Genomic DNA, 20,273 nt, shown 5'->3' on the forward strand with positions numbered 1-20,273 from the left:
ATTGTCTCAAGAGGCGGGAGCCCGTTGTCTATGCCTTAGAACAATCTTAATTCCTATTCATAGGTTCGCTTTCAGTTATTCGCTTCTAGCGAAGGTTTTTACGATGTTGTCCCACGAACGCGTTTGGGCTGCTATCGATGCGTTAGCATCACGTCATGGCATGACCGCATCGGGCTTGGCCCGCAAGGCCGGTCTCGATGCAACAAGCTTCAACAGGTCGAAACGCGTCAGCCCCGAGGGCCGGGAGCGCTGGCCTTCGACGGAGTCGATCTCGAAGATCCTGAAAGCCACCGGAGCAACGCTCGAGGATTTCCTGCGCCTCGTCGAACCCACCGGCTCCCTGCGCCGTTCCATGATCCCGCTGATCGGCATGGAGGAAGCCGCCTCTGGGAAGATCCTCAACGAGGACGGCACGCCGACGGAAGGCTCCGGCTGGGACGAACTCGAGTTCCCGGACTTCGGCCAGGAGAAGGTCTTCGCCCTCGAGGTCACCGGCGACACGCTCGCGCCGCTCTACCGGGACGGGGACGTGCTCATCGTGTCGCCCACCGCCAGCACCCGAAAGGGTGACCGGATCGTGGTGTGCACCACGAACGGGGAGATCCTAGCCAAGGAGCTCAAGCGCCGCTCGGCCAAGACCCTGGAGATGACCTCCCTCGTGAGGGACCAGGAGGATCAGGCGATCCCTACCGAGGAGATCGCGTGGACAGCCCGGATCATGTGGGCCAGGCAGTAAGCCGTCAGGCGGCGCGATCTTTCAGGAAGGCTTCGTGCTCGCGCACGAGTTCGCCGTCGAGCGCCTTGCGGATCAGCGCCCGACTCTCCTTCACGCCGTAGAGAGCGACGAACGAGCCGAAGCGCGGACCGCGCGGTTCGCCAAGCAGCACCTGATAGATCGTGTTGAACCACTCGATGGACACGCCCGGGCGCTCGGGCGTCGCGCCCTTGGCCTTGAGATCCTGGTAGCGCGGCTCCGCGCGGCCGACATTGTAGATCTCTTCCTGGATCGCTTCCGCCGTTGCGGGACGCTCGCCTGCCTCGAAGGATCCGAGCACCTCCTCCAGGCGCCGCAGGGAAGCAGCCTCGACCTCGTCCGCCAGGCGATAGGTCTTCTGCGGCTTCACGAAATCCTCGAAGTAGCGCACCGCGCGCTTCACGAGGCTGTTGAGGCGCGGGTGCGTTTCGGGCGAGACGCCTGGCGCATAGCGGCGAATGAAGCCCCAAAGCACGCCGGGATCCTCGGAATTCGCCACCGCCACAAGGTTGAGCAGCATGGAGAACGAGATCGTCGTGCCGGGCTGGTTGGAGCCCTCCGAAGACACCAGTTCGGGTGCCGGCGGCTCGCCGCCATGGAGATGCCAGACCGGATTCATCAGGCGCGCCTTCGCGTCCTGCGCCGGATACTTCTCCAGGAAGGTCAGGTAGTCGTCCACCTGGCGCGGAATCACGTCGAAATAAAGCTTCTTCGCCTCGCGCGGCTTGTTGAACATAAACAACCGGAGGCTGTCCGGCGTGCCGTAGGTGAGCCACTCGTCGATGGTGAGGCCGTTGCCCTTGGACTTGGAGATCTTCTGGCCCTTGTCGTCGAGGAAGAGCTCGTAGTTGAACCCTTCCGGCGGCAGGCCGCCGAGCGCCTTGGCGATCTCTCCCGAGAGCTTCACGCTGTCGATCAGATCCTTGCCGGCCATTTCGTAATCGACGCCGAGCGCCACCCAGCGCATGGCCCAATCGGGCTTCCACTGCAGCTTGGCATGGCCGCCGGTCACCGGCGTCTCGAAGCGCTCGCCCGTCTCGGGATCGCGCCACACGATGGTGCCGGCATCGAGCCTGCGCTCGTCGAGCGGCACCTGCATCACGATGCCGGTCTTCGGGTGGATCGGCAGGAAGGGCGAATAGGATTGCTGGCGCTCCTCCCGCAGCGAGGGCAGCATGATCGCCATCACCGCATCGTAGCGCTCGAGCACCGTGAGCAGCGTCTTGTCGAACTTGCCGGCCTTGTAGCACTCGGTCGCGGACATGAACTCGTAGTCGAAGCCAAAGGCGTCGAGGAACTCGCGCAGGCGCGCATTGTTGTGATGCGCGAAGCTCTCATGCGTCCCGAACGGGTCCGGTACCTGGGTCAGGGGCTTGCCGAGGGAGGCAGCTACCAGCTCCTTGTTAGGGACATTGTCCGGCACCTTACGCAGGCCGTCCATGTCGTCAGAAAATGCGACGAGGCGGGTCGGGATGGCGTCGCCCGTCAGCACCCGGAAGGCATGCCGCACCATGCTGGTGCGGGCCACCTCGCCGAAGGTGCCGATATGAGGCAGGCCCGAGGGGCCGTAGCCGGTCTCGAACAGAGCCTCCTTCTTGCCCGTTTTCTTGAGACGCTCGACGAGCTTGCGGGCCTCCTCGAAAGGCCAGGCATTGGCGGTCTGGGCGGCTTCAATCAGGGCAGGATCGAGAGACAGGGTTCGGGACATGGGCCTAAGTGCTTAAAGGAAATGCTTCCAGAAGCGCGGCACACTAGGGATCAGACCCGCGAGGGTCAATGCGGTAAACCCTTCCCTTGATGGCTCGGAAAGCCTCAGTAGGGACTCGTCGGGAAGAAGCGCAGGTAGAGCTCGGCGTATTTCCCCTCCCGCCAGAGCTGCTGGAGCGCGAAATCGAGAGCCCGCCGCAGGGCTTCATCCTCGGTCCGCGTGATGAAGCCGATGCCCTCGCCGAAGAAGCGGCTTTCCAGATAGGGGCCGCCCGAGAAGTCGCAGCATCCCGCCGCCTCCTCGCCGCCGATCCAGAGGGAAAGGCCGAGCCCGTCGGCAAACAGGTAGTCGATCTCACCGGCCTTGAGGGCGGCCTGCGCCGCCGCCAGCTCCGGATAGGGCTTGAGGGTAGCTCCTCCCATGAAGGCTTTGGCGTAGGCCTCATGGGCCGTGCCGCCGACGACGCCGAGGGTCTTGCCCTGCAGCGCCTTGGCGTCGGGCACCGGCAGGCTCTTGTCCTTGCGGACGGCAAAGCGGGCCGGGATCTTGAAATAGGGGCCGGTCACGGCAAAGCGGCGCCGCAGATCGGCCGTGATGGGGATGGCGGCTGCCACTACGTCGCCCTGCTTCTCGCCGAGGGCCTCCAACAGCGTATCGAAGCGGCGCACCTGCACCGTGCAGGTCAGGCCTAAGCGCTCGCAGGCCGCCCGGGCGAGTTCCACCGACAGCCCGGTCGGGTTGCCGTCGAGGCCGGGAAAGTGGAGCGGCGGAAAATCGTCGTCGACCAGGAAGCGGATCGTGCGGGTGGCCGGCAGCTCCGGGCGCTCGAGCTGGGTCCGAGGATCCCAGAAATTCGGGATGTTCACCCCTTGAGCCTGAACCGCGCCGGCCGTGAGCGCCGCCGCCAGGGGCAGAACCACCTCGGCCCACCCGAGGGGCTTGATCTTGCGGCAAAGGCGGGCGACCAATGTAACGATATTTAGGACCATCAGGGCGACATTCTCTTGCACTTGGCTTTGCGCTGCTCAGGAATGCCTAAGGGAAGCACCCGACGCTCATGAGGCAGGGTCTAGCGGACAGGGCCGCACAGTCAACAGCGCTGCCGATCGAGATCGGGTTTCTCAGCCATCACGGGCATGCCCCGGAAGTCCTGTGGCAGGCCGCCGCCTTCGCCCAAGCCGCTGGGGTATCGGCCGATGAATATCTTATCCGGGAGGGGCTGATCCCGGAGGATGAGTTCTACCGAGCCCTTGCGGCCGAACTCGGCCTGCCGTTCTTGGCAAGCCCGCGCCTGTCGCCGAAGGTGCGCTATCCGGAAAGCATCCTGGCCGGCATCGCCCCTCTCGCCCGGCCAAAACCGGGCTTCGTCTCGGCGCCCCGGGGCTCCGCTTTGGCTCACCTGATCAGGAGCCGTTCCGCCGGTCGGCTGCTGGCCATCACCACGCCCACACGGCTGAGAAAGGCCGTGTTTCGGGCTCAAGCCCCGCTCATCGCCCGGCGGGCCGCCCATGACCTGGCCGACAAGGCTCCAGACCCGGCGACCGGCATCAGCTACGGGCAGATCGCCCTCCTGTTCGTCGTCCTGACGCTGATCTCGTTCGGTCTCTTCCATGCGCCCGGACCTGCCATCGGCGTTCTCGGCGCAGCGATGGGCCCCCTGTTCCTCGGGGTTATCGTTCTCCGGCTCGCCACATCGGGGTTGAGCAATCCGGTCGAACCCTTGGCCCAGCCGCCCCGTGCCGAGGACGCGGATCTGCCGGTCTACACGATCATCGCCGCCCTCTATCGGGAAAAGCGCGTCGTCGCCCGATTTCTGGAAGCCCTGGCGCGGCTCGATTATCCGGCCGCCAAGCTCGACATCAAGCTCGTGCTGGAGACCGACGACCGTGAGACGCCGGAGGCTCTGCGCTCTATCGCCCTGCCGGGCAATGTCGAAATCCTCATCGCCCCGCCTGGCGAGCCGCGTACCAAGCCCCGCGCGCTCAATGTCGCCCTGCCGCTGGCGCTGGGCCGCTACACGGTGATCTACGACGCGGAGGACGTGCCCGATCCGGGGCAGCTGCGCCTGGCCGTGGCCCGCTTTGCCGACGCCCCGTCGCGCATCGCATGCCTGCAGGCGCGGCTGACCATCGACAACACCGACGACACCTGGCTCACACGGCTCTTCACCATCGAATACGCGGCGTTGTTCGACGTGCTCAATCCGGGTTTGGCGGAGATCGGCAGTCCCATCGCCCTGGGCGGCACCTCGAACCATTTCCGCACCCCAGTGCTTCGAAGAATCCATGGCTGGGATGCCTGGAACGTGACCGAGGATGCCGATCTCGGCATTCGCCTGGCGCGGCTCGGCTATGAGGTGAAGGACCTCCCCTCATCCACCCTCGAGGAGGCACCAGGCACCCTGATACTTTGGATGCGCCAGCGGACGCGATGGATGAAGGGCTACGTGCAGACCGCCGCGAGCCATACGCGCAGGCCCTGGATCATGCTGCGCCAGCTCGGGTTCTGGCGTTTCTCCGGCGCTCTTGCGTTGACCTGGGGAGCCGTGCTCAGCGCTCTGGTCTATCCGCTGTTCACCGGGTTGTATCTGGCGTCATGGCTCGTCGAGACCGAACAGGTCCAAGCCCTGCGCTGGACGACAGCGGTCAACGCCTATGCGCTGACGCTGTTCGTGTCCGGTGCATTCGCGATGGTCGTTCCCGCCTGCGTCGCCCTGCACAGGCGCGGACTCTGGCGGCTTATGCCGTGGATCCTGCTGCTGCCGCTCTATTACGGCCTCGTCAGCGTTGCTGCCTGGAGGGGTTTATGGGAGCTGGCCGTCGCGCCGTTCCGCTGGAACAAGACGAGCCATGGCCTCGCCCGCACCTCGCGGGCCGGGCTTTTTCAGAAGCACCAAGCCAGCCCGGCGGTCACCAGATCGGTGAACACGGCGCCACCATAGCGCCACCACAGAAGGCCGCCGGAGGCCACCAGGCACAGGATTGCTGCCGCGACGAGGCCCACGCGGGCCCGCTGCTCCTGCCGATCGGTATGCTCGGTCTCTGTGCTCATTCCCTGCTCCAGAGGGTGCCTCTGCAGGAGCAGATATAGAGTGCTTTGGCCTTTGGCGGAAGAGATCAGGCCTCAAGCCAGTTCCTGAGCCGGGACAGGCGCGGCTCCTCTTCCGAGCCGACGGCCTGGACGAGGGCGGCGCGGCTGCCGACGAGGATCACCAGACGGCTTGCACGCGTCACCCCCGTATAGAGAAGCTTGCGCCGCAGCATCGAGACCTGCTGCAGGGCGACCGGAATGACCACGGCCGGATATTCGGAGCCCTGCGCCTTGTGGATCGTCACCGCGTAGGCGAGAGCCAACTCGTCGAGTTCCTGAAGGGAATAGACCACCAGCCTGTCGTCGAAAGCGACGGTGAGTTCGCCATGGTCGCGCCGCACCTCGCGCACGATGCCCACCTCGCCGTTATAGACATCGCGCTCGTAATCGTTGCGCACCTGCATGACCTTGTCGCCAGGCCCAAAACTCCAGCCTGCCCGGTGCAGGCTCTCGAGGCCCGGCGGATTGAAAAGCTGCTGCAGTTCTCCGTTCAGCATATGCGTGCCGAGCCGTCCACGGTTCATGGCGCACAGCACCTGCACGTCCCGCACCGGATCGAGGCCGAAGCGTCGCGGAATGCGGTCTCGGATCAGGATGGTCATCTTGGCCATGGCCTCGGCCGGCGTGTCGGCCTCGACGAAGTAGAAATCAGAATCCGGCTGATGCCCAAGATCCGGGACGAGCCCGCGGTTGATGGCATGAGCTGTCGTGATGATGCGGCTCTCCCGCTCCTGCCGGAACACTTCCCTCAGGTGCACCACCGGTACGGCATGGGATGCGATAATGTCGGACAGGATCTGCCCGGGGCCGATGGACGGCAGCTGGTCCACGTCGCCCACGAGCACGAGCGAGGCTTCGTCCGGCAAGGCGCGCAGCAGCGCGGCCATCAGGCGGATGTCGAGCATCGAGGCCTCGTCGACCACGAGGAGATTGCAGTCGAGCGGCATCTTGGCATTGCGCCGGAAGCCGCCTTCAGAGGCCTCCAGCAGGCGGTGGACGGTCTTGGCCGGAAAGCCCGTGCTTTCCGACAGCCGCTTCGCAGCCCGCCCGGTCGGTGCACAGAGCGCAATCGTCAGCCCGTGCTGCGCGCACAGATGCGTCAGACTCCTGATCAGCGTCGTCTTGCCGACGCCGGGCCCGCCGGTGACGACGAGCACTTTCGAGCGGAAAGCCTTGGCCAGCGCCTCGCGCTGGCTCGGCGAATAGGACACGCCGATGGCGGCTTCGGCTTCTGCGATCACCTGCTCGCTGTCGAACCCGTTCCAGGGGTGCAGCCCCTGTGCGATCTCCTTCACGCGCTGGGCGATGAAGAGCTCGGCGCCGTAGAGGCCTTTCAGGAAGATGCTGCGGCACCCATCGAGTTCGTCGGCGATCAACTGGCCTGCCGCACATTGTGCATCGAGCACCGGCTTCAGTTCGGCTTCTGTTATTTCGAGCAGGCGGCTGGCCTGCCGCAGCAGTTCCTCGGCCGGCAAGCCGCAATGCCCTTCCCTCACGGCCTCGGAGAGGACCTGTGACAGACCGGCCTGCAGCCTGATGGCGGCGGTGGGCTCCACATCGAGCTGCAGCGCCACCTGATCGGCGAGCGCGAACTCGAAGCCGGGGATGTCGAGGACGAGCCGGTAGGGATTGGCCTTGACGATGTCGATCGCCCCGACGCCATAGGCGCGGTAGATGCGCGTGAGCAGAAAGCCGCCGATGCCATGGGCGTTGAGGAAAGCTGCGATGTCCTTCAGCGCACGATGCTCGGCCCAGGCCTCGCCGATGCTGAGCGCCTTGGCCATCGCGATGCCATGCACGCGTGTCAGCTCGTGCGGCTTCGTCTCGATCACATCGAGGATGCGCGCGCCGAACGATGCGATGAGCCTCTGGGCAAGAGAGGGCCCGACGCCTTTCAGGAGGCCGGAGCCGAGAAAGCGCTGCAGGTCTTCCGCCGTGGTCGGCGCCGTGGTGACGAGTTCGCTCGCGCGGAACTGGACCCCGTGGTTGCGGTCGTGCAGCCAGCCGCCGCTTGCGTCCACCACCTCGCCGATGGCGACCGACGGCGCATGACCTACGACGACAACGGGCTTGCGATGTCCGCGCGCTTTCACGCGCAGCACGCAGAAGCCGGTTTCATCGTTGTGGAACGTCACCCGCTCGATGGAGCCGACGAGATATTCGGAGAGGAGCAGCGCCTCCTGATCGGAAGCAGCCATGGCGGAGGATTTCGGCATCGATCAGAGAGACCATGAGCGCCGGGACGCCACTGGATAAGAGAAAGGGCGAGACGGCATTGTCCCGTCTCGCCCATGATCAAAGCGGAATTTAGGCCGCCTTCTTGGTCGGCCAGCCGAGTTCGACGAGCCGTGCCTTGGCATAATCGCGGATCTCGTCGCGGATGCCCTCCGGCAATTCGGCGAGCACCTTCTGCGTGTCGGCATGGAGCATCAGGTCCGTGACCGCGTTGATGGTCTTGGCCTTCTTGATCTTCGCCCTCAGGTCGTCCTCGACCTTGCCGTCGGCGGCAGCGGCCTCGATCCTGCCCTTCTGCGGCTGGGTGTCGGTCTTCTCGAGCTCCACGTGCGGATCGGTGAAGCCCGGACGGCCCTGTTTGAACTCGTCCGCCTCTTCCTCGGAATAGACATAGCCGTGCAGCTCGATGAGCTTGAGGATCACGCGGTCCTTCGCGCGCTTCTCGGCCATGGCATACACATAGGCTGCCTGCTTGCCCGAGACGCGGTAGTTCACGCCGATCAGCGCCTCGCCGATCGACCATTCGACCCGATCGCCCATGCGGCCGGTGACCTGGATCACTGCCTCGTCGCGCTCGGCGCGAATGATCTTGGGCTCGTCGAAGACCACGTTGGCTTGGGCGGCGATGCGCTCAAGCGTCTTGTGGTAGACCACGGCCGTTCCCTGGACCCGCCAGACATTGCCGGCCATCGGTTCGCCGAACTTGGCCAGCACCTCGGAGATTTTCTTATCGGTCGTATTCATCCTCGATCCTACCTTTTATCAGGGCCCGCACATCGGCTCACGCTCTTGTCGAAATCGTCTTCTGCGGCTGGCGTGTTCGTTTTTTGTTCTATAGCAAATTTCAGTTTCCAGGTCCAATTCGGGTACAGCACCCGTGACGTTTTATCTGATAAATATCAGCAACTTAATGAGTGTGCCATTTTGTCCCAATCGCCAGCTTCTTCTCTTCAGGTCACGAGCCCTGCTCAAGCGATCCGATGAAGCGTCATGATTTGACCATATGCATCTTGTTCTATATATGTTCTCATCGTCAGAATGGCAAAAATCCGCTGGATCTCACGGACGCCTAACTGCCTGTCATAACCGCCACCCTGGAGGACCGGATGTCCGCGCAAGCGATCCTCGACCTTTCGGATCGACGCCCCGCCCGCCGTGGCGGCGCCCGCCGGGCTGCCAAGCGCCCGGCGACGCCCCTCACACGAAACGCCCTGGTCGCGGACTTCCTGGCGCTCTGCGAACTGGATGCGGATGTCGAGTCCCTGCGTGCACCCGCCGACCCGGCCACCTTCGCCATCGGTGACGAGGCAATCGAGCATGTGGCCGATTTCGAGATCGTGCGCGACGGCTCGGCTTATCTGGTGGACGTGGTGACGGACGACGATCTTCTGATCCATCCCCTGCGCGCGGCTTCGATCCATGGCATCACCGCCGCCGACGGTCGCCCCTTCCTGATCGAGACGGCGGCAAGCATCCGGGCGGAGCCGCGCTTTACCGCCATGCGGCTGATCATGGCCTGCAAGCGCACGCCGGTGACGGCGGGCGACCGGGTGCGTATCCTGCACCAACTCGACGAACTCGGCACCATGCGGCTCGTCGATTGCGCCAGCGCCGTCATGAACACGCAGGACGGTGTCGCGGCCGTTCTGGCGCTCGCCTGCGAGGGTTTGGTTGCGGTCGACATCAACCGCCCGATCCTGCCCGAGACACAGGTGCGCCGGCGCCGCCTCCCCTTCGCAGACCCGTTTGCGTTTTAAGACTGCGCCGCGTGACGCTCCACCGCCTCGCCCAGCAGCGAGCGTACGATGGCGCGCACGGCGTCCGAGGTGCTGTCGGCGGTAAACTTCGCCTCGATCTCGTCGCGGATGATCGAGCCGTCGCCGCTGCGCTTCAGCTCGGTTGAGGATTCTGCCTGAAGCAGGGTGACGAAGGCGCTCTCCACCTCGCGCGCCACCAGCGCCTCGTCGGCGGCGTCGACGACGCGTCCGGTGAGATCGAACACGTTGCTCTCGAAGGGCAGCGCCTGCGCTTCCAGTTCGCCGCTGCCATCCAGAACCCAGGCGCGCGGCACGTGATCCACGAGATCGACGGATTGGCGCGTGATGTTGCCGGGGTTGAGCCAGCGCGTGCGGCCCGCAAGAACGGCCTTCTGCGTCTTATGGATGTGCCCGTTGATCAGCACATCGCAGCCCTCGACCGCGAACGGCGGAACGGCACCGGGATAGCCCCCGTCGAAGGCGATATCGTGATGCGTGAACCAGGCCTGGAGATCGACACTGGTGAAAGAGCCGCGCGCATCGGTGGGAATGGCCTGGCCGTAGGGCGTCATGCCGACGCCGACCCGGCGGGTTCCGATCTCGAACTCGGCCACAGGCGCGGATGTCGCCACCACGTCGACCACATCGCAGAGACCCAGCAGCGCCAGCGAGTCGCTGTCGGTGAGCGTCGTGTGCTGGATGTCGTGGTTGCCCACGTTCACGAGGGGCCGGTGGCGAAAGCCTTTCAGCACGCGGATGAGCTGGTTCTTGAGCGCCACATCGGTCTCAACCGGACGGTCGAAGAGGTCGCCGAGAATGACAACGGCGAGCTGCCGCTCGTTGGCGATGGACACGCAGCGCTCCAGCTTGCCGAGCACGGCCTGAGGCCACACCGCATCCTTGCGCCGACCCGGACGCCGCGAGCCCACATGCGGGTCCCCGATCACGAGAATGCCGTTGCAGGCAAAAGAGGGAAGACGATCTCCGGTCAGGATCATGCGGTGAGCCGCTCCGTGGGCGAATGGGCGTGGTGGTCGAGCAGGGTCTCAGGTCTAACGGGCGAACCGCAGGTGGGGCACAGCCCGCCGGTCTCCTCGACGAGGCGCGCCATCTCGGCCTGCAGGGATGTCAGCCCCTCGTCGACCTGAGCCATGCGGCTTCCGGCAATCCGGGAGGCTGCATGAAGATCGTTCATCCGCTTCAGGATATTTTGTGCCGAGGCGGTGTTTTCAAGGGCCGGCACGGCCTGCGGCAGGCCATGCAACGCGTCCAGCCGCGCTCGGGCACGCGTCAGATCGCGGCCGAGCTGCAGCACCTGCCGCCCGATGCGCTCACGCTCGCGGGCGCGCTCGACCGTACGGGTGAGATCGGCAAGCCGCTCCGCGGGAGGAAGCATCTCGGTAATGCGGGCGCGCGCCTCGGCCGTCGTCAGTCGCCGACGCGTCGTGGCAAGCTGCGCCGCATGCTTCTGCAGCTGCTCCAGCCGTGCCGCCTCCATGGTGAGATGCTCCGCCTGCCGGCGCGCAGCGGACAGCTTCTCCTTCAAAGGCTCGAGTTCGGCGAGCCCATCGAGCGTCTCGCTCAAAGCGATCAGCTCCCGCTCGCCGTTTCGCACGAGATCGTTGTCACGGCGGCAGCGCTCACGGTGGATGACCAGCATGTCGCGGATATAGCCAGCCTCCTGGCCGATGGAGAGAACCGCAGAGCGGCGCGACGGCGTTTCGCCCAGCAGGAAAACGGGGAATTTCTGATGCGCGATGTGGACGTCGAGATCCTCGACCTTGCGGATGCGGATGAGATCGGCGACCCAATCCGGCACCGCGCGCCCACCGGTCTCGTAGCGCATGCCCTGCGCCTCGACGACGGAGCCATCGGCCTCATGCAGGGACCAGATGTTGACAGGCGAGCGGCGCGGCTGGCGCGTGAAGCGCAAAAGGCGGTTTCCGGCGACGCCGATCTCCACCATGGCGGATTTCGCGCCGGCGCGCACGAGGCTGTCGCGGGCCTCGCCGTAGAACACCGCCCGCAGAGCACGGATGAAGGTGGACTTGCCGCGGTTGTTCGGCCCGATGAGCGCATTGACGCCGGGGCCGAGATGCAGCGTCGCATCCGTATAGGCCTGCACGTTGACGAGGCGGATGAAGCGCAGCCCCGGCTGGGCATCGTCCCAAAGCTGGCCGGTGTCGGAGGACAGCACCTCGACGCCGGTGGCGGGCTCGCCGACGATGCGCGCGATATGAAACTTGCCGGAGAACTGCGACAGGTCATGATGCGAGACCGCAAGGCACTGCACGCCAAGGCGTGCCGCGCCGTCTTCCAGCACCGTGTAGAAGGACGACACGCGCTCCGGCGCGATCCAGCAATCCGCTTCGTCCAGCGCCAGGAAGCGCGCGACATCCGCCTTGACCACGGCGATCAGGCGCAGGGCCATGCCGATGACGTTGGTGAGCGCGCCGCCATTGTCCTCCAGCACGTCCTCAAGCGAGCCGTCCGGGCGCCGCACGCAGATGTCGAGGGAGGCAAGGCCCCGCTCTGTCGACAGTTCCAGAGCCACAGGCTTCTCGCCGGGCAGCACCTCCTGCACGAGGGCCGTCAGCAGCGTCTCGAAGGCCGCAAGGCTGCGGCGGCTCGCCGAGCCATGAACAGCCTCGATGAAGGCTTCCACCTCGTCTTTGACCGCAAGGCGGCCCTTGGCGAATTCGATCTCGCGCGTCAGCTCGTTGACCCGCGTGCGGATAGCATCGCGCCGCCCTTCGAGGCGCGCGAGCGATGCCTCAGCGCGGCCGACATCGTGAGTGGCAGAGGCCAACATCAACGCTCGTCTCCAAGTTGCCTGAGGCGCGTCTCGACTTCGCGCAGGGCTACGCCGAACTCCTCCGCGAGCTTGGCGTTTCGTGCCTGGGCCTCGTCGATCAAGCCTTGGATCTGCGCCTCGTCGTCGGTTCCGAGCTCTGCCTTGGCGAGTGCGCGCGCCTCTTCGAGTTCACGCGCCAGACGCTCGACCTCGCCCTCGGCCCTGATCCGCTCGGCGCGCAATTTATCGAAGGTCTTGCGCATCTCCTCCAGGCGGCGGAGCTGGTCTGTTTCGAGGCGTGACAGGCTGGTCATGGAATCGCGGCTCCGCTGCAGGTGAATGGTCGAGCTTCAGTTATCGTCAGCGCTATTTCGTCGCAACGACTTTGCCTCTTTTTGGTCTGGATCGGGGACGATGTCTTCAATCCTGGCACCCGACCCTCCACATAGTATCCGTTACTCCAAGATTACAGTCTCAAACAGCGGACTTTGCTTGACACAGAGCCCGCCGAGGCTATGTTCTTGTTTTGTTCACATCATCTGTATGCGTCGTGGATGTGACCTCATTAGGGCGGTGCTGAACGGCCCTTGGCATCAAGGATCTCGTGATGAGCGTCATGACGGAAGAGCGGCCGATTTTCGAGAACGAGGAATGGCTCGTGAGCGAGAGCGGCCTCGAGCACAAGCGGACCGGCTATTTCATCGACCGCGACAGCCTCGGCCAGCGGCGCGAGGACGGGCTGTGGTCGTGGCCGCTGCACATGGCGGAGAAGAGCTGGTGCGGCATGCAGCCGTTCTCGGAAGCCTTCACCTGCGCGCTCTCGGTTTTCGGCGTGAGTGCGGGCGTGGAGCTGGCGCAGAGCCTGAAGGTCGCGCGCTGCGAAGTCTCGCCCTGGCCGAAGGCCGCGCGGGCCCATGCTGGCTCCGTTCCGGCGGTCCCGCGCCCCTTGCATTCCGAGGGCCGAAACCCCATTTTATTGAAGCCGCGCCCTTCGCATAAACCCTTGAATAGCCAAGGTTTTCAGAGCCCGGCCGAAGCCTGGCGCATTCGCACCGAATTGGGTGCGCGCCTCGTCCTGAAGAACCCGCGTCAACGTTCCGAACGCCTGAACCCGGCCCGTGAAGCCAGTCCCTCCTGGCAGGCGCCGCGCCGGATTCGAAAGACCGGAACGAAGCTCGTTCGGCTGCTGCAGGCAGCCTGGAACATACGGTGAGATCAATGCCGAACTTTGGGCTCGAAGAGATCATGCGCACCGGCGCAAGCGCTTTTCAGGGCGACATCTCCGGTGCGGAGAATCCGGCGCCTGAAACGGCGGACGAATTCGCGCAGCATGTGATCGAGACGATCTGCCATGCCAGCGTGACGCCCGCCATCGGACGCCGCACGTTCGAGCGCTGCATGCGCGCGCTGAGCGTCGGCTCCACGGTGCGCGTGGGCTTTCGCCACCCGGCGAAGGCCGAGGCCATCGATAGGGTCTGGCGCGAGCGTGAGCGCCTGTTCGACGAATACACGGCAAGCCCGGACAAGCTGCGCTTTCTCGCAACGCTGCCCTGGATCGGCCCCGTGACGAAACACTCCCTGGCCCGCCGGCTCGGCATCCATGCCGCGCATGGAGAGCGGGCCGTTGCCTGAAACGAACAACAAGAAGAGGTATCAACCCATGGCTAAGGTTCGCGCAAGCGATGTCGGCTTCTGCGTTGTCGACGGCAACGCCAATGTCATCGCAGACAATCTCGTCCACCGCATCCGCGAAGCCGCCGCGGATATGGAAAGTCAGGTCAACCGGCTCTACCGGGGACGCAGGGCCTACGATCTCGAGGTGGGCACCAAGGACGATCTCGAGAAGGCCATCGAGCAGCTCACCTACATGGCGCGCACCCTGCGCGAAGTGAAGGACGAGCAATCGAAGGTGGTCTATCTCCAGGCGGCCGAGTAAATTCACCATTGCCTTCGAATAGCGGTGATCCCCATCACCGCTATTTTTGTATGCGCTGGCGCTCTGAGCTGATCGCCGTCACGCTTTGACGGCGCTGATGAACAGCACAAGAGGCGCATGCTGATACCAGCGGTTCAGCCATGCATGCTCGCGCGCCAGCTCCTCCCTTGGCCGCGGCTCCTCCATCTTCACGATCCGTAATCCCGCTTCGCTGACGGCGTTCACGTAGTCGGAGAGCGTCAGTGGAAAGCGCGGCACCTCGAAAGGCTCGTCATACGCAACGAGCTTGGCGGTCTGGGGACGCCGGCCGAACCGCCAGCGCTCGATGAAGGGCGTTCTCTCGAAATAGCGGCCGACACGCAGGCCCTGGTAGGATCCCTCCTCGTCCGTCAGCCACTGGAGGGCAGGAGTGATGAAGCAGGGGTGCAGAACGCTGAAGCACAGGCTCCCGCCGGGCTTCAGAACCCGGCAAGCCTCACGCATGGCAGACGGAAAGTCCGGGCCATCCATGAGCGCCATGGTGGACACGGCGCAGTCGAACTGTTCGTCGTCGAAAGGCGAGAGCTTGCTGAAGGAGCCAAGCTCATAAGCGATGCCGAGAGGCTCCTCCGCCTCCGTCTGGCGGGCACGCTTGATCATCTCAGGAGAGAGGTCGATCCCGGTCATGATTCCGCCGCGCTGCGCGAAGCGGCGCGTGTTGGAGCCTTCGCCGCAGCCCAGATCGATGACCTGCTGCCCCGCGATGGACGGCATGAAGTCCAGAAAGGCCGGAAGCGTATAAAGCTCGCGGTAGAAGTCGAAGCCGGACCGCACCTCTTCGGTCCAAAGGGCGGCATTGCGATCCCACGCAGCGGCGACAGCCGCTTCGTTCAAGGTCTCATCGTTCATGGCAGGCTCCGGAGGCTCAGCGTGGCTGCTCCTGTTTAGCCCATTCGCCCCGTCCCCGACATCGGGAGGCAATCAACTCGTCTCTTGTGTTTCACGTGGAACAAATATAGAACAATAGGTGATGCCCACCTTGGGGCAGGAATGTGCAACCGACCTGAAAACGTGCGGCATTCGTGATGCCCCAGCCGTTCAGGAGAGATGAAATGGAGAGGCCATCATGGCTGGATCTGTGAACAAGGTGATATTGGTGGGCAACCTGGGTCGCGACCCTGAGGTCCGCCGTCTGGGCAGCGGGGATCCGGTGGTGAACCTGCGGATTGCCACCTCCGAGACCTGGAAGGACAAGGCCACGGGCGAGCGCAAGGAGAAGACCGAGTGGCACTCGGTGGTGATCTTCAACGAGAACCTGGCCCGTGTGGCCGAGCAGTACCTGAAGAAGGGTTCCAAGGTGTACCTGGAGGGCCAGCTGCAGACCCGCAAGTGGACCGACCAGCAGGGCGTGGAGAAGTACTCGACCGAGGTGGTGCTGCAGCGGTTCCGCGGTGAGCTGACGATCCTGGACAGCCGCGGCGGCGGTGGCGCCTCCGAGTACAGCGACGAGGAGCAGGGCCAGATCGCCAGAGGCGGCGACTTCGGACGGTCCTCGCCGATGGAGCGCAGGCCCGAACCGGCGGGCGCTTCCCGCCACAGCGACTTCGACGACGACATCCCGTTCTGACGAGACGCACAATCGAGGTCTTCCGAGATCTTCCGAGGTCTTCGAAATCCGGGCTCCACGCCCGGATTTTTCATGTCCCGGCGCAGGCCTCAAACGTCGGCAGAGGCTTTCCGCGCCTCGTATCGCGCGCGTTGCATGCGCTCCACCTCGCGCAGCTTGCGCGCCCTCTCCCGCAGCTCCTCGCGGCTGGCCCACCACCAGCCTCGGACCGCGCGAAGCTCAGGGTCGTCCTCCGCACGCGACGGCCTGGTGCGATAAACCTCATGCAGGGTCGGCATGCGCCAGCGGGCCCAGACGTAGCCGGATTGATCGGTCCGCATGTGCGGATACAGATCGGCCACTTCAGCATCCTGAATAGGTTCGCCTTCGATATCCTCGAAGACCACGATGCCCCAGCGATCGGTCGACACCGGAAAGCCCAACGGCGGCAGGTCGTCTCCCGGCACGGGATAGCGCCTGCGGCGGCGCTCCGCCTGAACCCGGCCCGACGGCTCGGACACGTGCGCTTTCTGCTCCTCGCGCCGCTTCTGGCGGGCGGCGGGTTCGTTGCGCCGCGCCGCCTCCTCGATGTCCTCCCAGCGCGCTTTCAGGTCCTCGTAGGATCGGAACGGCACCCGCCAGATGCGCTCCTCGGGATCCCAGGCGGCCCAGGGAATGGAGCGAAGCGCCTCCACGATGGTGCGGGAATAGGGCGTGCGCACCCTCAGGTCGTCTGCGATCGTGAGATAAGGGCTCTCCAGGGGCTCGAACGCGAAAGCATCCCGTCCCTTCTCATCGGCGTGCCGATCCAGGTTCTGCAGTTCCTGCGCCACCCAGACATCGAGGCGCTGGACTGCCGTGGTGCCGGGCACGAACCAGTGCTGCTCGGCTGCGCGCCATCGGGCCCGCGGGAAGGCCTCACGAAAGCGCCGCACCAGATCCCGGTCGTAAGGAAAAACCGCACAAGCCCCCGGTTTCTCCTCGTCATCGGACGGCATGACCCGGAATGCGGACGCAATCTCCATGGAGGACCGGCTCTTCACATCATGATGCACGACACCCTGAAGTCACAACAGCCGTACAGGGGATTTGATCCCGCCCCCCATTCAAGGCCTCTGCCCGGGGCCCGGAGCAAGAATGAGTCACACCCAAAATTCAGCTTTCAGGAAGCAATCTCGTGTATTGTCCTGGCCGATCTCCTGAAATTTCTCAAAATGATACAGTATTTATTCAATCGTTCTGATCGGGACCGGGCCCTTTCCTCTCCGGCAGAACTCCGTCCTTGAGGGCCCGGAAGACCATGACGAAGCCCCTTGCCGTGCCTCCCTCCCCCTCCTGGTCGGCGGCCGAGCGCCTCGCGGCGCTGCGCAGCTTTGCTGTTGTGGGAACGGAGCCCGAGAGGGCTTTCGACGACCTCGCCAGGGTTGCGGCTCATGTGTGCGGAACGCGCATCGCCCTGATCACCTTCGTGGATGAGCATCGGCAATGGTTCAAGGCTGCGGTCGGGGTCGACCTGCGGGAGACTTCCCTGGACACCGCCTTCTGCGCCCAGGCCATCCTGCAGACGGACCCTTTCATTGTGCCGGATGCCCTGCGGGATCCGCGCTTTGCCTGCAACCCCTTCGTGCAGGGGGAACCCGGGATTCGCTTCTACGCCGGCGCCGTCATCAGAACGGATGAGGGCCTGCCTCTCGGAACCGTCTGCGTTCTCGATCCGCAGCCGAGACCCGAGGGCCTGACGCAGGAACAGCAGGATACGCTCGCGATGCTCGCCGGTTCGGTCATGAACCTGCTCAGGCTCAGACGGGCCGAGCAGACCATCGCCCAGGAACCGCGATCCTTCGCCAAGCTCGCAGACGCGCTGCCGCACATGATCTGGTCGGCCCAGGCCGATGGGCAGGATGAATATTCCAACAGGCACTGGTATCAGTTCACCGGTGCGCCGGCCGGCAGTTCCACGGGCCTGGGCTGGATCGAGATGCTCCATCCCGACGACCGCGACCCGACCTGGGCCCGGTGGCAGCACTCGGCCCGCACCGGCGAGCCTTATGAGGCGACCTGCCGTCTGCGGCATCATTCAGGCGAGTATCGCTGGATCCTGGCTCGGGCCCTCCCCTCCTGCGACGCACAGGGCAGGGTCGAGCGCTGGTTCGGCACCTATACGGACATCCATGACTGGAGATCGGCCGAGAGGGCTTCAGCCGAGAGGCAGGAGCAGTACAAGGCCCTCCTGGAGGCGAGCGCCGTGGTGCTGTGGCTCGCCGGCCCCGATGGAAGGCTGACGCATCTCGAAGGCACCCTGGAGATCGGTGGCCTCGTCGGCGATGCGTATGCAGGCCAGGGATGGCTCGACTTCGTCCATCGCGACGACGTGGCCAGGGTCAAAGCCGCGTGGCTGTGGGCGGTCTCCTCCGGTGTTCCGTATCAGAACGAGTTTCGGATCAGGCTTGCCGACGGCGACTACCGCTGGATGGTTGCCAATGCGGTCGCCCTGCGGAACCCGGATGGAACCATCCGCGAATGGGTGGGCAGCGTTGCAGATATTCACGACCGCAAGCAGGTCGAGGAGCGACTGCGGGAGAGCGAGGAGCGGCTGCGCCTAGCCCTCCATGCCGGGCGCATGTTCGCCTGGGAGCAGGATCTCCGGACGGACTACATCACCCGCTCCCAGAATGCGGTGTCCCTTCTCGGCGTCGGCTCCGGCCCGCTGGCTGACTTTCTCGACAAGGTGCATCCCGAAGATCGGGTGCTGCGCCAGCACTTCGCCCAGGTGGTGAAAACCCAGGGATCCTACACGTCCGAGTTCCGATACATCCTGCCGAGCGGAAAGGTGCTCTGGTTCGGCTCCCGCGCCGAGCTCGCCTCACCCGATCGCGTGGTCGGCGTCACCTTCGACATCACGGAGCGCAAGGCCGCGGAAGAAGAGATCTGGCGGGCCGCCAACCACGATTCACTCACCGGACTACCCAACAGGGGGCTGTTTCACCGCTGCCTCGAGCAGGCTCTGGCGAGTGCCGAAACCAGCAGGACAAGCATCAGCCTCCTCCTGATCGACTTGGACGACTTCAAGGACGTGAACGACACCCTCGGTCACGATGCCGGGGATGCTCTGCTGCAGGAGGCGGCCCGCCGCCTCGCCGATCTTGTGCATCCCTCCGATACCGTCGCGAGGCTGGGAGGCGATGAGTTCGCGGTGCTCCTCGCCCAGCCGTCGACGCTGAAGGAGGCCGCAGAGTTTGCGCAGAGCCTCATCGAAAAGCTGCGTGAGCCGTTCACCTACAAGCGGCGCACCGTCTCCAGCCGGGCCAGCATTGGCGTGGCGGCGTTTCCGGAGCACGATTCCGACCCCGCCGGGTTGATGAAGAGCGCCGACATCGCGCTCTACCGGGCCAAGGCGCAGGGCCGGAACCGGGTCCTGACCTACTCGCCCGTCATGCGGCGCGAGATCGAAAAGCGCGTCTCCCTGGGAGCCGAACTGCGCGAGGGTCTGGCCCGCAACCACATCGTTCCGTTCTATCAGCCCAAGATCTGCCTTGCGACCGGACGGATCGTCGGCTTCGAGGCGCTGGCGCGCTGGGAGCACCCGACGAAGGGCATTCTGGGGCCGGCCTTCTTCGGAGCCGCCTTCGAAGATGCGGATCTCGCCCCGGCCATCCGGCGGCAACTGGTCACGAAGGTTGCGGCCGACATGCGCCGCTGGGACGACGGCAACCTGCCCTTCGGGCGCGTTGCCGTGAACTTCTCATCCGCGGATTTCAGCCAGCCCCGGCTGGTGGAAGAGATCCTGGAGGTTCTTCAGGGCGCTCAAGTCAGTCCTGAGGCGTTCGAAGTCGAAATCACCGAGACCGTGCTCCTCGGCAGAAGCTCCGAGTGCATATCGGCTATCCTCAAGCAGTTTCGCAGCAACAGCATCGGCATTGCCCTGGACGATTTCGGAACCGGCTACGCCTCTCTCATGCATCTCAAGCAGTTCCCAGTCGACCATGTGAAGATCGACCGGACCTTCGTCGAGGACCTCGATCAGGACACGGACGACGAAGCGATCGTCGCAGCCATCGCGGGCCTCGGGCGGAGCCTGAACATGAAGATCACGGCTGAAGGGGTGGAAACACCTGACCAGGCGCAACGCCTCAAGCGCCTCGGCTGCCACTATGCGCAGGGATTTCTGTATTCCGAAGCCGTTCCCGGCACGAAGGTTCCCGGACTGCTGGAGCGCTTCCATGGGAACTGAGTTTTTGCGCCGCGGGCGAGCGCCACTCGATTCATTCTACGCTCGTTACGGTGTCTTACAAAGCAAAGCCCCTGCGGTTTTCACCGTCAGGGGCTTTGGTATGATGTTGGTTGCGGGGACAGGATTTGAACCTGTGACCTTCAGGTTATGAGCCTGACGAGCTACCGGGCTGCTCCACCCCGC

Annotated in this window: 18 protein-coding genes; 8 read left to right on the plus strand and 10 right to left on the minus strand. The window is 64.7% G+C overall.

Annotated features, from left to right (window positions below; genetic code table 11):
* Nucleotides 1-103: 103 nt before the first annotated feature.
* Entirely contained in the window at nucleotides 104-736 is a 633-nt protein-coding gene (locus tag JAO75_RS03950; RefSeq protein WP_199046838.1) for a S24 family peptidase, read from the plus strand.
* Nucleotides 737-740: 4 nt separating this feature from the next.
* Here JAO75_RS03950 and JAO75_RS03955 read toward each other — a convergent pair whose 3' ends face one another.
* Nucleotides 741-2,462, minus strand: coding sequence for a lysine--tRNA ligase (locus JAO75_RS03955; protein WP_199046840.1), 1,722 nt, complete (start codon nucleotides 2,460-2,462; stop codon nucleotides 741-743).
* Nucleotides 2,463-2,566: 104 nt separating this feature from the next.
* On the minus strand, nucleotides 2,567-3,451 hold the full coding sequence (locus tag JAO75_RS03960; protein ID WP_199046841.1) for a transporter substrate-binding domain-containing protein: 885 nt from the start codon (nucleotides 3,449-3,451) through the stop codon (nucleotides 2,567-2,569).
* A gap of 68 nt (nucleotides 3,452-3,519) precedes the next feature.
* Between JAO75_RS03960 and JAO75_RS03965 the strand changes: the two genes are divergently transcribed.
* On the plus strand, nucleotides 3,520-5,403 hold the full coding sequence (locus tag JAO75_RS03965; protein WP_199046842.1) for a glycosyltransferase: 1,884 nt from the start codon (nucleotides 3,520-3,522) through the stop codon (nucleotides 5,401-5,403).
* Here JAO75_RS03965 and JAO75_RS03970 read toward each other — a convergent pair.
* The 3 genes from JAO75_RS03970 to JAO75_RS03980 form a co-directional block, all read right to left on the minus strand.
* A complete protein-coding gene (locus tag JAO75_RS03970) occupies nucleotides 5,346-5,513 on the minus strand; it encodes a hypothetical protein (RefSeq protein WP_199046843.1) in 168 nt (55 codons plus the stop codon). The genes JAO75_RS03965 and JAO75_RS03970 overlap by 58 nt on opposite strands.
* A gap of 65 nt (nucleotides 5,514-5,578) precedes the next feature.
* Complete coding sequence (gene recD2, locus JAO75_RS03975) at nucleotides 5,579-7,750, minus strand: SF1B family DNA helicase RecD2 (RefSeq protein WP_246742345.1); 2,172 nt, start codon at nucleotides 7,748-7,750, stop codon at nucleotides 5,579-5,581.
* A gap of 109 nt (nucleotides 7,751-7,859) precedes the next feature.
* Nucleotides 7,860-8,531, minus strand: a complete 672-nt coding sequence (locus JAO75_RS03980; RefSeq protein WP_199046845.1) for a trna delta -isopentenylpyrophosphate transferase — start codon at nucleotides 8,529-8,531, stop codon at nucleotides 7,860-7,862.
* Nucleotides 8,532-8,893: 362 nt separating this feature from the next.
* Between JAO75_RS03980 and JAO75_RS03985 the strand changes: the two genes are divergently transcribed.
* Nucleotides 8,894-9,544, plus strand: a complete 651-nt coding sequence (locus JAO75_RS03985) for a hypothetical protein (protein ID WP_199046847.1) — start codon at nucleotides 8,894-8,896, stop codon at nucleotides 9,542-9,544.
* Here the strand turns inward: JAO75_RS03985 and JAO75_RS03990 are convergent.
* The 3 genes from JAO75_RS03990 to JAO75_RS04000 are packed head-to-tail and all read right to left on the minus strand — an operon-like array spanning nucleotide 9,541 to nucleotide 12,652.
* Entirely contained in the window at nucleotides 9,541-10,542 is a 1,002-nt protein-coding gene (locus JAO75_RS03990) for a metallophosphoesterase family protein (RefSeq protein WP_199046849.1), read from the minus strand. The two genes, JAO75_RS03985 and JAO75_RS03990, sit on opposite strands and share 4 nt — an antisense overlap.
* On the minus strand, nucleotides 10,539-12,356 hold the full coding sequence (locus JAO75_RS03995; protein ID WP_199046851.1) for an AAA family ATPase: 1,818 nt from the start codon (nucleotides 12,354-12,356) through the stop codon (nucleotides 10,539-10,541). The genes JAO75_RS03990 and JAO75_RS03995 overlap by 4 nt, the downstream gene beginning before the upstream one ends.
* The gene (locus JAO75_RS04000; protein WP_199046852.1) at nucleotides 12,356-12,652 is read right to left on the minus strand and encodes a hypothetical protein; all 297 of its coding nucleotides are present in this window, start codon (nucleotides 12,650-12,652) and stop codon (nucleotides 12,356-12,358) included. The genes JAO75_RS03995 and JAO75_RS04000 overlap by 1 nt, the downstream gene beginning before the upstream one ends.
* Before the next feature lie 293 nt (nucleotides 12,653-12,945).
* Here JAO75_RS04000 and JAO75_RS04005 point away from each other — a divergent pair, with 293 nt between their 5' ends.
* From JAO75_RS04005 to JAO75_RS04015, 3 genes are read left to right on the plus strand one after another with little or no spacing between them, the layout of a single operon-like run.
* A complete protein-coding gene (locus JAO75_RS04005) occupies nucleotides 12,946-13,551 on the plus strand; it encodes a hypothetical protein (protein ID WP_199046853.1) in 606 nt (201 codons plus the stop codon).
* 5 nt (nucleotides 13,552-13,556) lie between these two features.
* Nucleotides 13,557-13,970 (plus strand): hypothetical protein, encoded by a 414-nt coding sequence (locus JAO75_RS04010; RefSeq protein ID WP_199046854.1) that lies wholly within the window; start codon nucleotides 13,557-13,559, stop codon nucleotides 13,968-13,970.
* 28 nt (nucleotides 13,971-13,998) lie between these two features.
* Nucleotides 13,999-14,274 (plus strand): hypothetical protein, encoded by a 276-nt coding sequence (locus JAO75_RS04015; protein WP_199046855.1) that lies wholly within the window; start codon nucleotides 13,999-14,001, stop codon nucleotides 14,272-14,274.
* Between the two features lie 78 nt (nucleotides 14,275-14,352).
* On the opposite strand, the gene JAO75_RS04020 is transcribed toward JAO75_RS04015, so the two are convergent.
* A complete protein-coding gene (locus JAO75_RS04020; RefSeq protein WP_199046856.1) occupies nucleotides 14,353-15,162 on the minus strand; it encodes a class I SAM-dependent methyltransferase in 810 nt (269 codons plus the stop codon).
* A 217-nt stretch (nucleotides 15,163-15,379) separates the two neighbouring features.
* Here JAO75_RS04020 and ssb point away from each other — a divergent pair, with 217 nt between their 5' ends.
* A complete protein-coding gene (gene ssb / locus JAO75_RS04025; protein WP_199046857.1) occupies nucleotides 15,380-15,880 on the plus strand; it encodes a single-stranded DNA-binding protein in 501 nt (166 codons plus the stop codon).
* A gap of 89 nt (nucleotides 15,881-15,969) precedes the next feature.
* On the opposite strand, the gene JAO75_RS04030 is transcribed toward ssb, so the two are convergent.
* Entirely contained in the window at nucleotides 15,970-16,884 is a 915-nt protein-coding gene (locus JAO75_RS04030) for a hypothetical protein (protein ID WP_246742346.1), read from the minus strand.
* Nucleotides 16,885-17,159: 275 nt separating this feature from the next.
* On the opposite strand from JAO75_RS04030, the gene JAO75_RS04035 reads away from it, so the two are divergent.
* Nucleotides 17,160-20,090, plus strand: a complete 2,931-nt coding sequence (locus JAO75_RS04035; RefSeq protein WP_199046858.1) for a bifunctional diguanylate cyclase/phosphodiesterase — start codon at nucleotides 17,160-17,162, stop codon at nucleotides 20,088-20,090.
* Nucleotides 20,091-20,273: the final 183 nt, after the last annotated feature.

The organism is Microvirga splendida (assembly GCF_016427565.1).
Lineage (GTDB): Bacteria > Pseudomonadota > Alphaproteobacteria > Rhizobiales > Beijerinckiaceae > Microvirga > Microvirga splendida.

Bases quoted from the DNA above. Each gene is read 5' to 3' on its own strand.
- JAO75_RS03950 (WP_199046838.1), top strand. From the start codon at position 104: ATGTTGTCCCACGAACGCGTTTGGGCTGCTATCGATGCGTTAGCATCA.
- JAO75_RS03955 (WP_199046840.1), bottom strand. From the start codon at position 2,462: ATGTCCCGAACCCTGTCTCTCGATCCTGCCCTGATTGAAGCCGCCCAG.
- JAO75_RS03960 (WP_199046841.1), bottom strand. From the start codon at position 3,451: ATGGTCCTAAATATCGTTACATTGGTCGCCCGCCTTTGCCGCAAGATC.
- JAO75_RS03965 (WP_199046842.1), top strand. From the start codon at position 3,520: ATGAGGCAGGGTCTAGCGGACAGGGCCGCACAGTCAACAGCGCTGCCG.
- JAO75_RS03970 (WP_199046843.1), bottom strand. From the start codon at position 5,513: ATGAGCACAGAGACCGAGCATACCGATCGGCAGGAGCAGCGGGCCCGC.
- recD2 (WP_246742345.1), bottom strand. From the start codon at position 7,750: ATGGCTGCTTCCGATCAGGAGGCGCTGCTCCTCTCCGAATATCTCGTC.
- JAO75_RS03980 (WP_199046845.1), bottom strand. From the start codon at position 8,531: ATGAATACGACCGATAAGAAAATCTCCGAGGTGCTGGCCAAGTTCGGC.
- JAO75_RS03985 (WP_199046847.1), top strand. From the start codon at position 8,894: ATGTCCGCGCAAGCGATCCTCGACCTTTCGGATCGACGCCCCGCCCGC.
- JAO75_RS03990 (WP_199046849.1), bottom strand. From the start codon at position 10,542: ATGATCCTGACCGGAGATCGTCTTCCCTCTTTTGCCTGCAACGGCATT.
- JAO75_RS03995 (WP_199046851.1), bottom strand. From the start codon at position 12,356: ATGTTGGCCTCTGCCACTCACGATGTCGGCCGCGCTGAGGCATCGCTC.
- JAO75_RS04000 (WP_199046852.1), bottom strand. From the start codon at position 12,652: ATGACCAGCCTGTCACGCCTCGAAACAGACCAGCTCCGCCGCCTGGAG.
- JAO75_RS04005 (WP_199046853.1), top strand. From the start codon at position 12,946: ATGAGCGTCATGACGGAAGAGCGGCCGATTTTCGAGAACGAGGAATGG.
- JAO75_RS04010 (WP_199046854.1), top strand. From the start codon at position 13,557: ATGCCGAACTTTGGGCTCGAAGAGATCATGCGCACCGGCGCAAGCGCT.
- JAO75_RS04015 (WP_199046855.1), top strand. From the start codon at position 13,999: ATGGCTAAGGTTCGCGCAAGCGATGTCGGCTTCTGCGTTGTCGACGGC.
- JAO75_RS04020 (WP_199046856.1), bottom strand. From the start codon at position 15,162: ATGAACGATGAGACCTTGAACGAAGCGGCTGTCGCCGCTGCGTGGGAT.
- ssb (WP_199046857.1), top strand. From the start codon at position 15,380: ATGGCTGGATCTGTGAACAAGGTGATATTGGTGGGCAACCTGGGTCGC.
- JAO75_RS04030 (WP_246742346.1), bottom strand. From the start codon at position 16,884: ATGGAGATTGCGTCCGCATTCCGGGTCATGCCGTCCGATGACGAGGAG.
- JAO75_RS04035 (WP_199046858.1), top strand. From the start codon at position 17,160: ATGACGAAGCCCCTTGCCGTGCCTCCCTCCCCCTCCTGGTCGGCGGCC.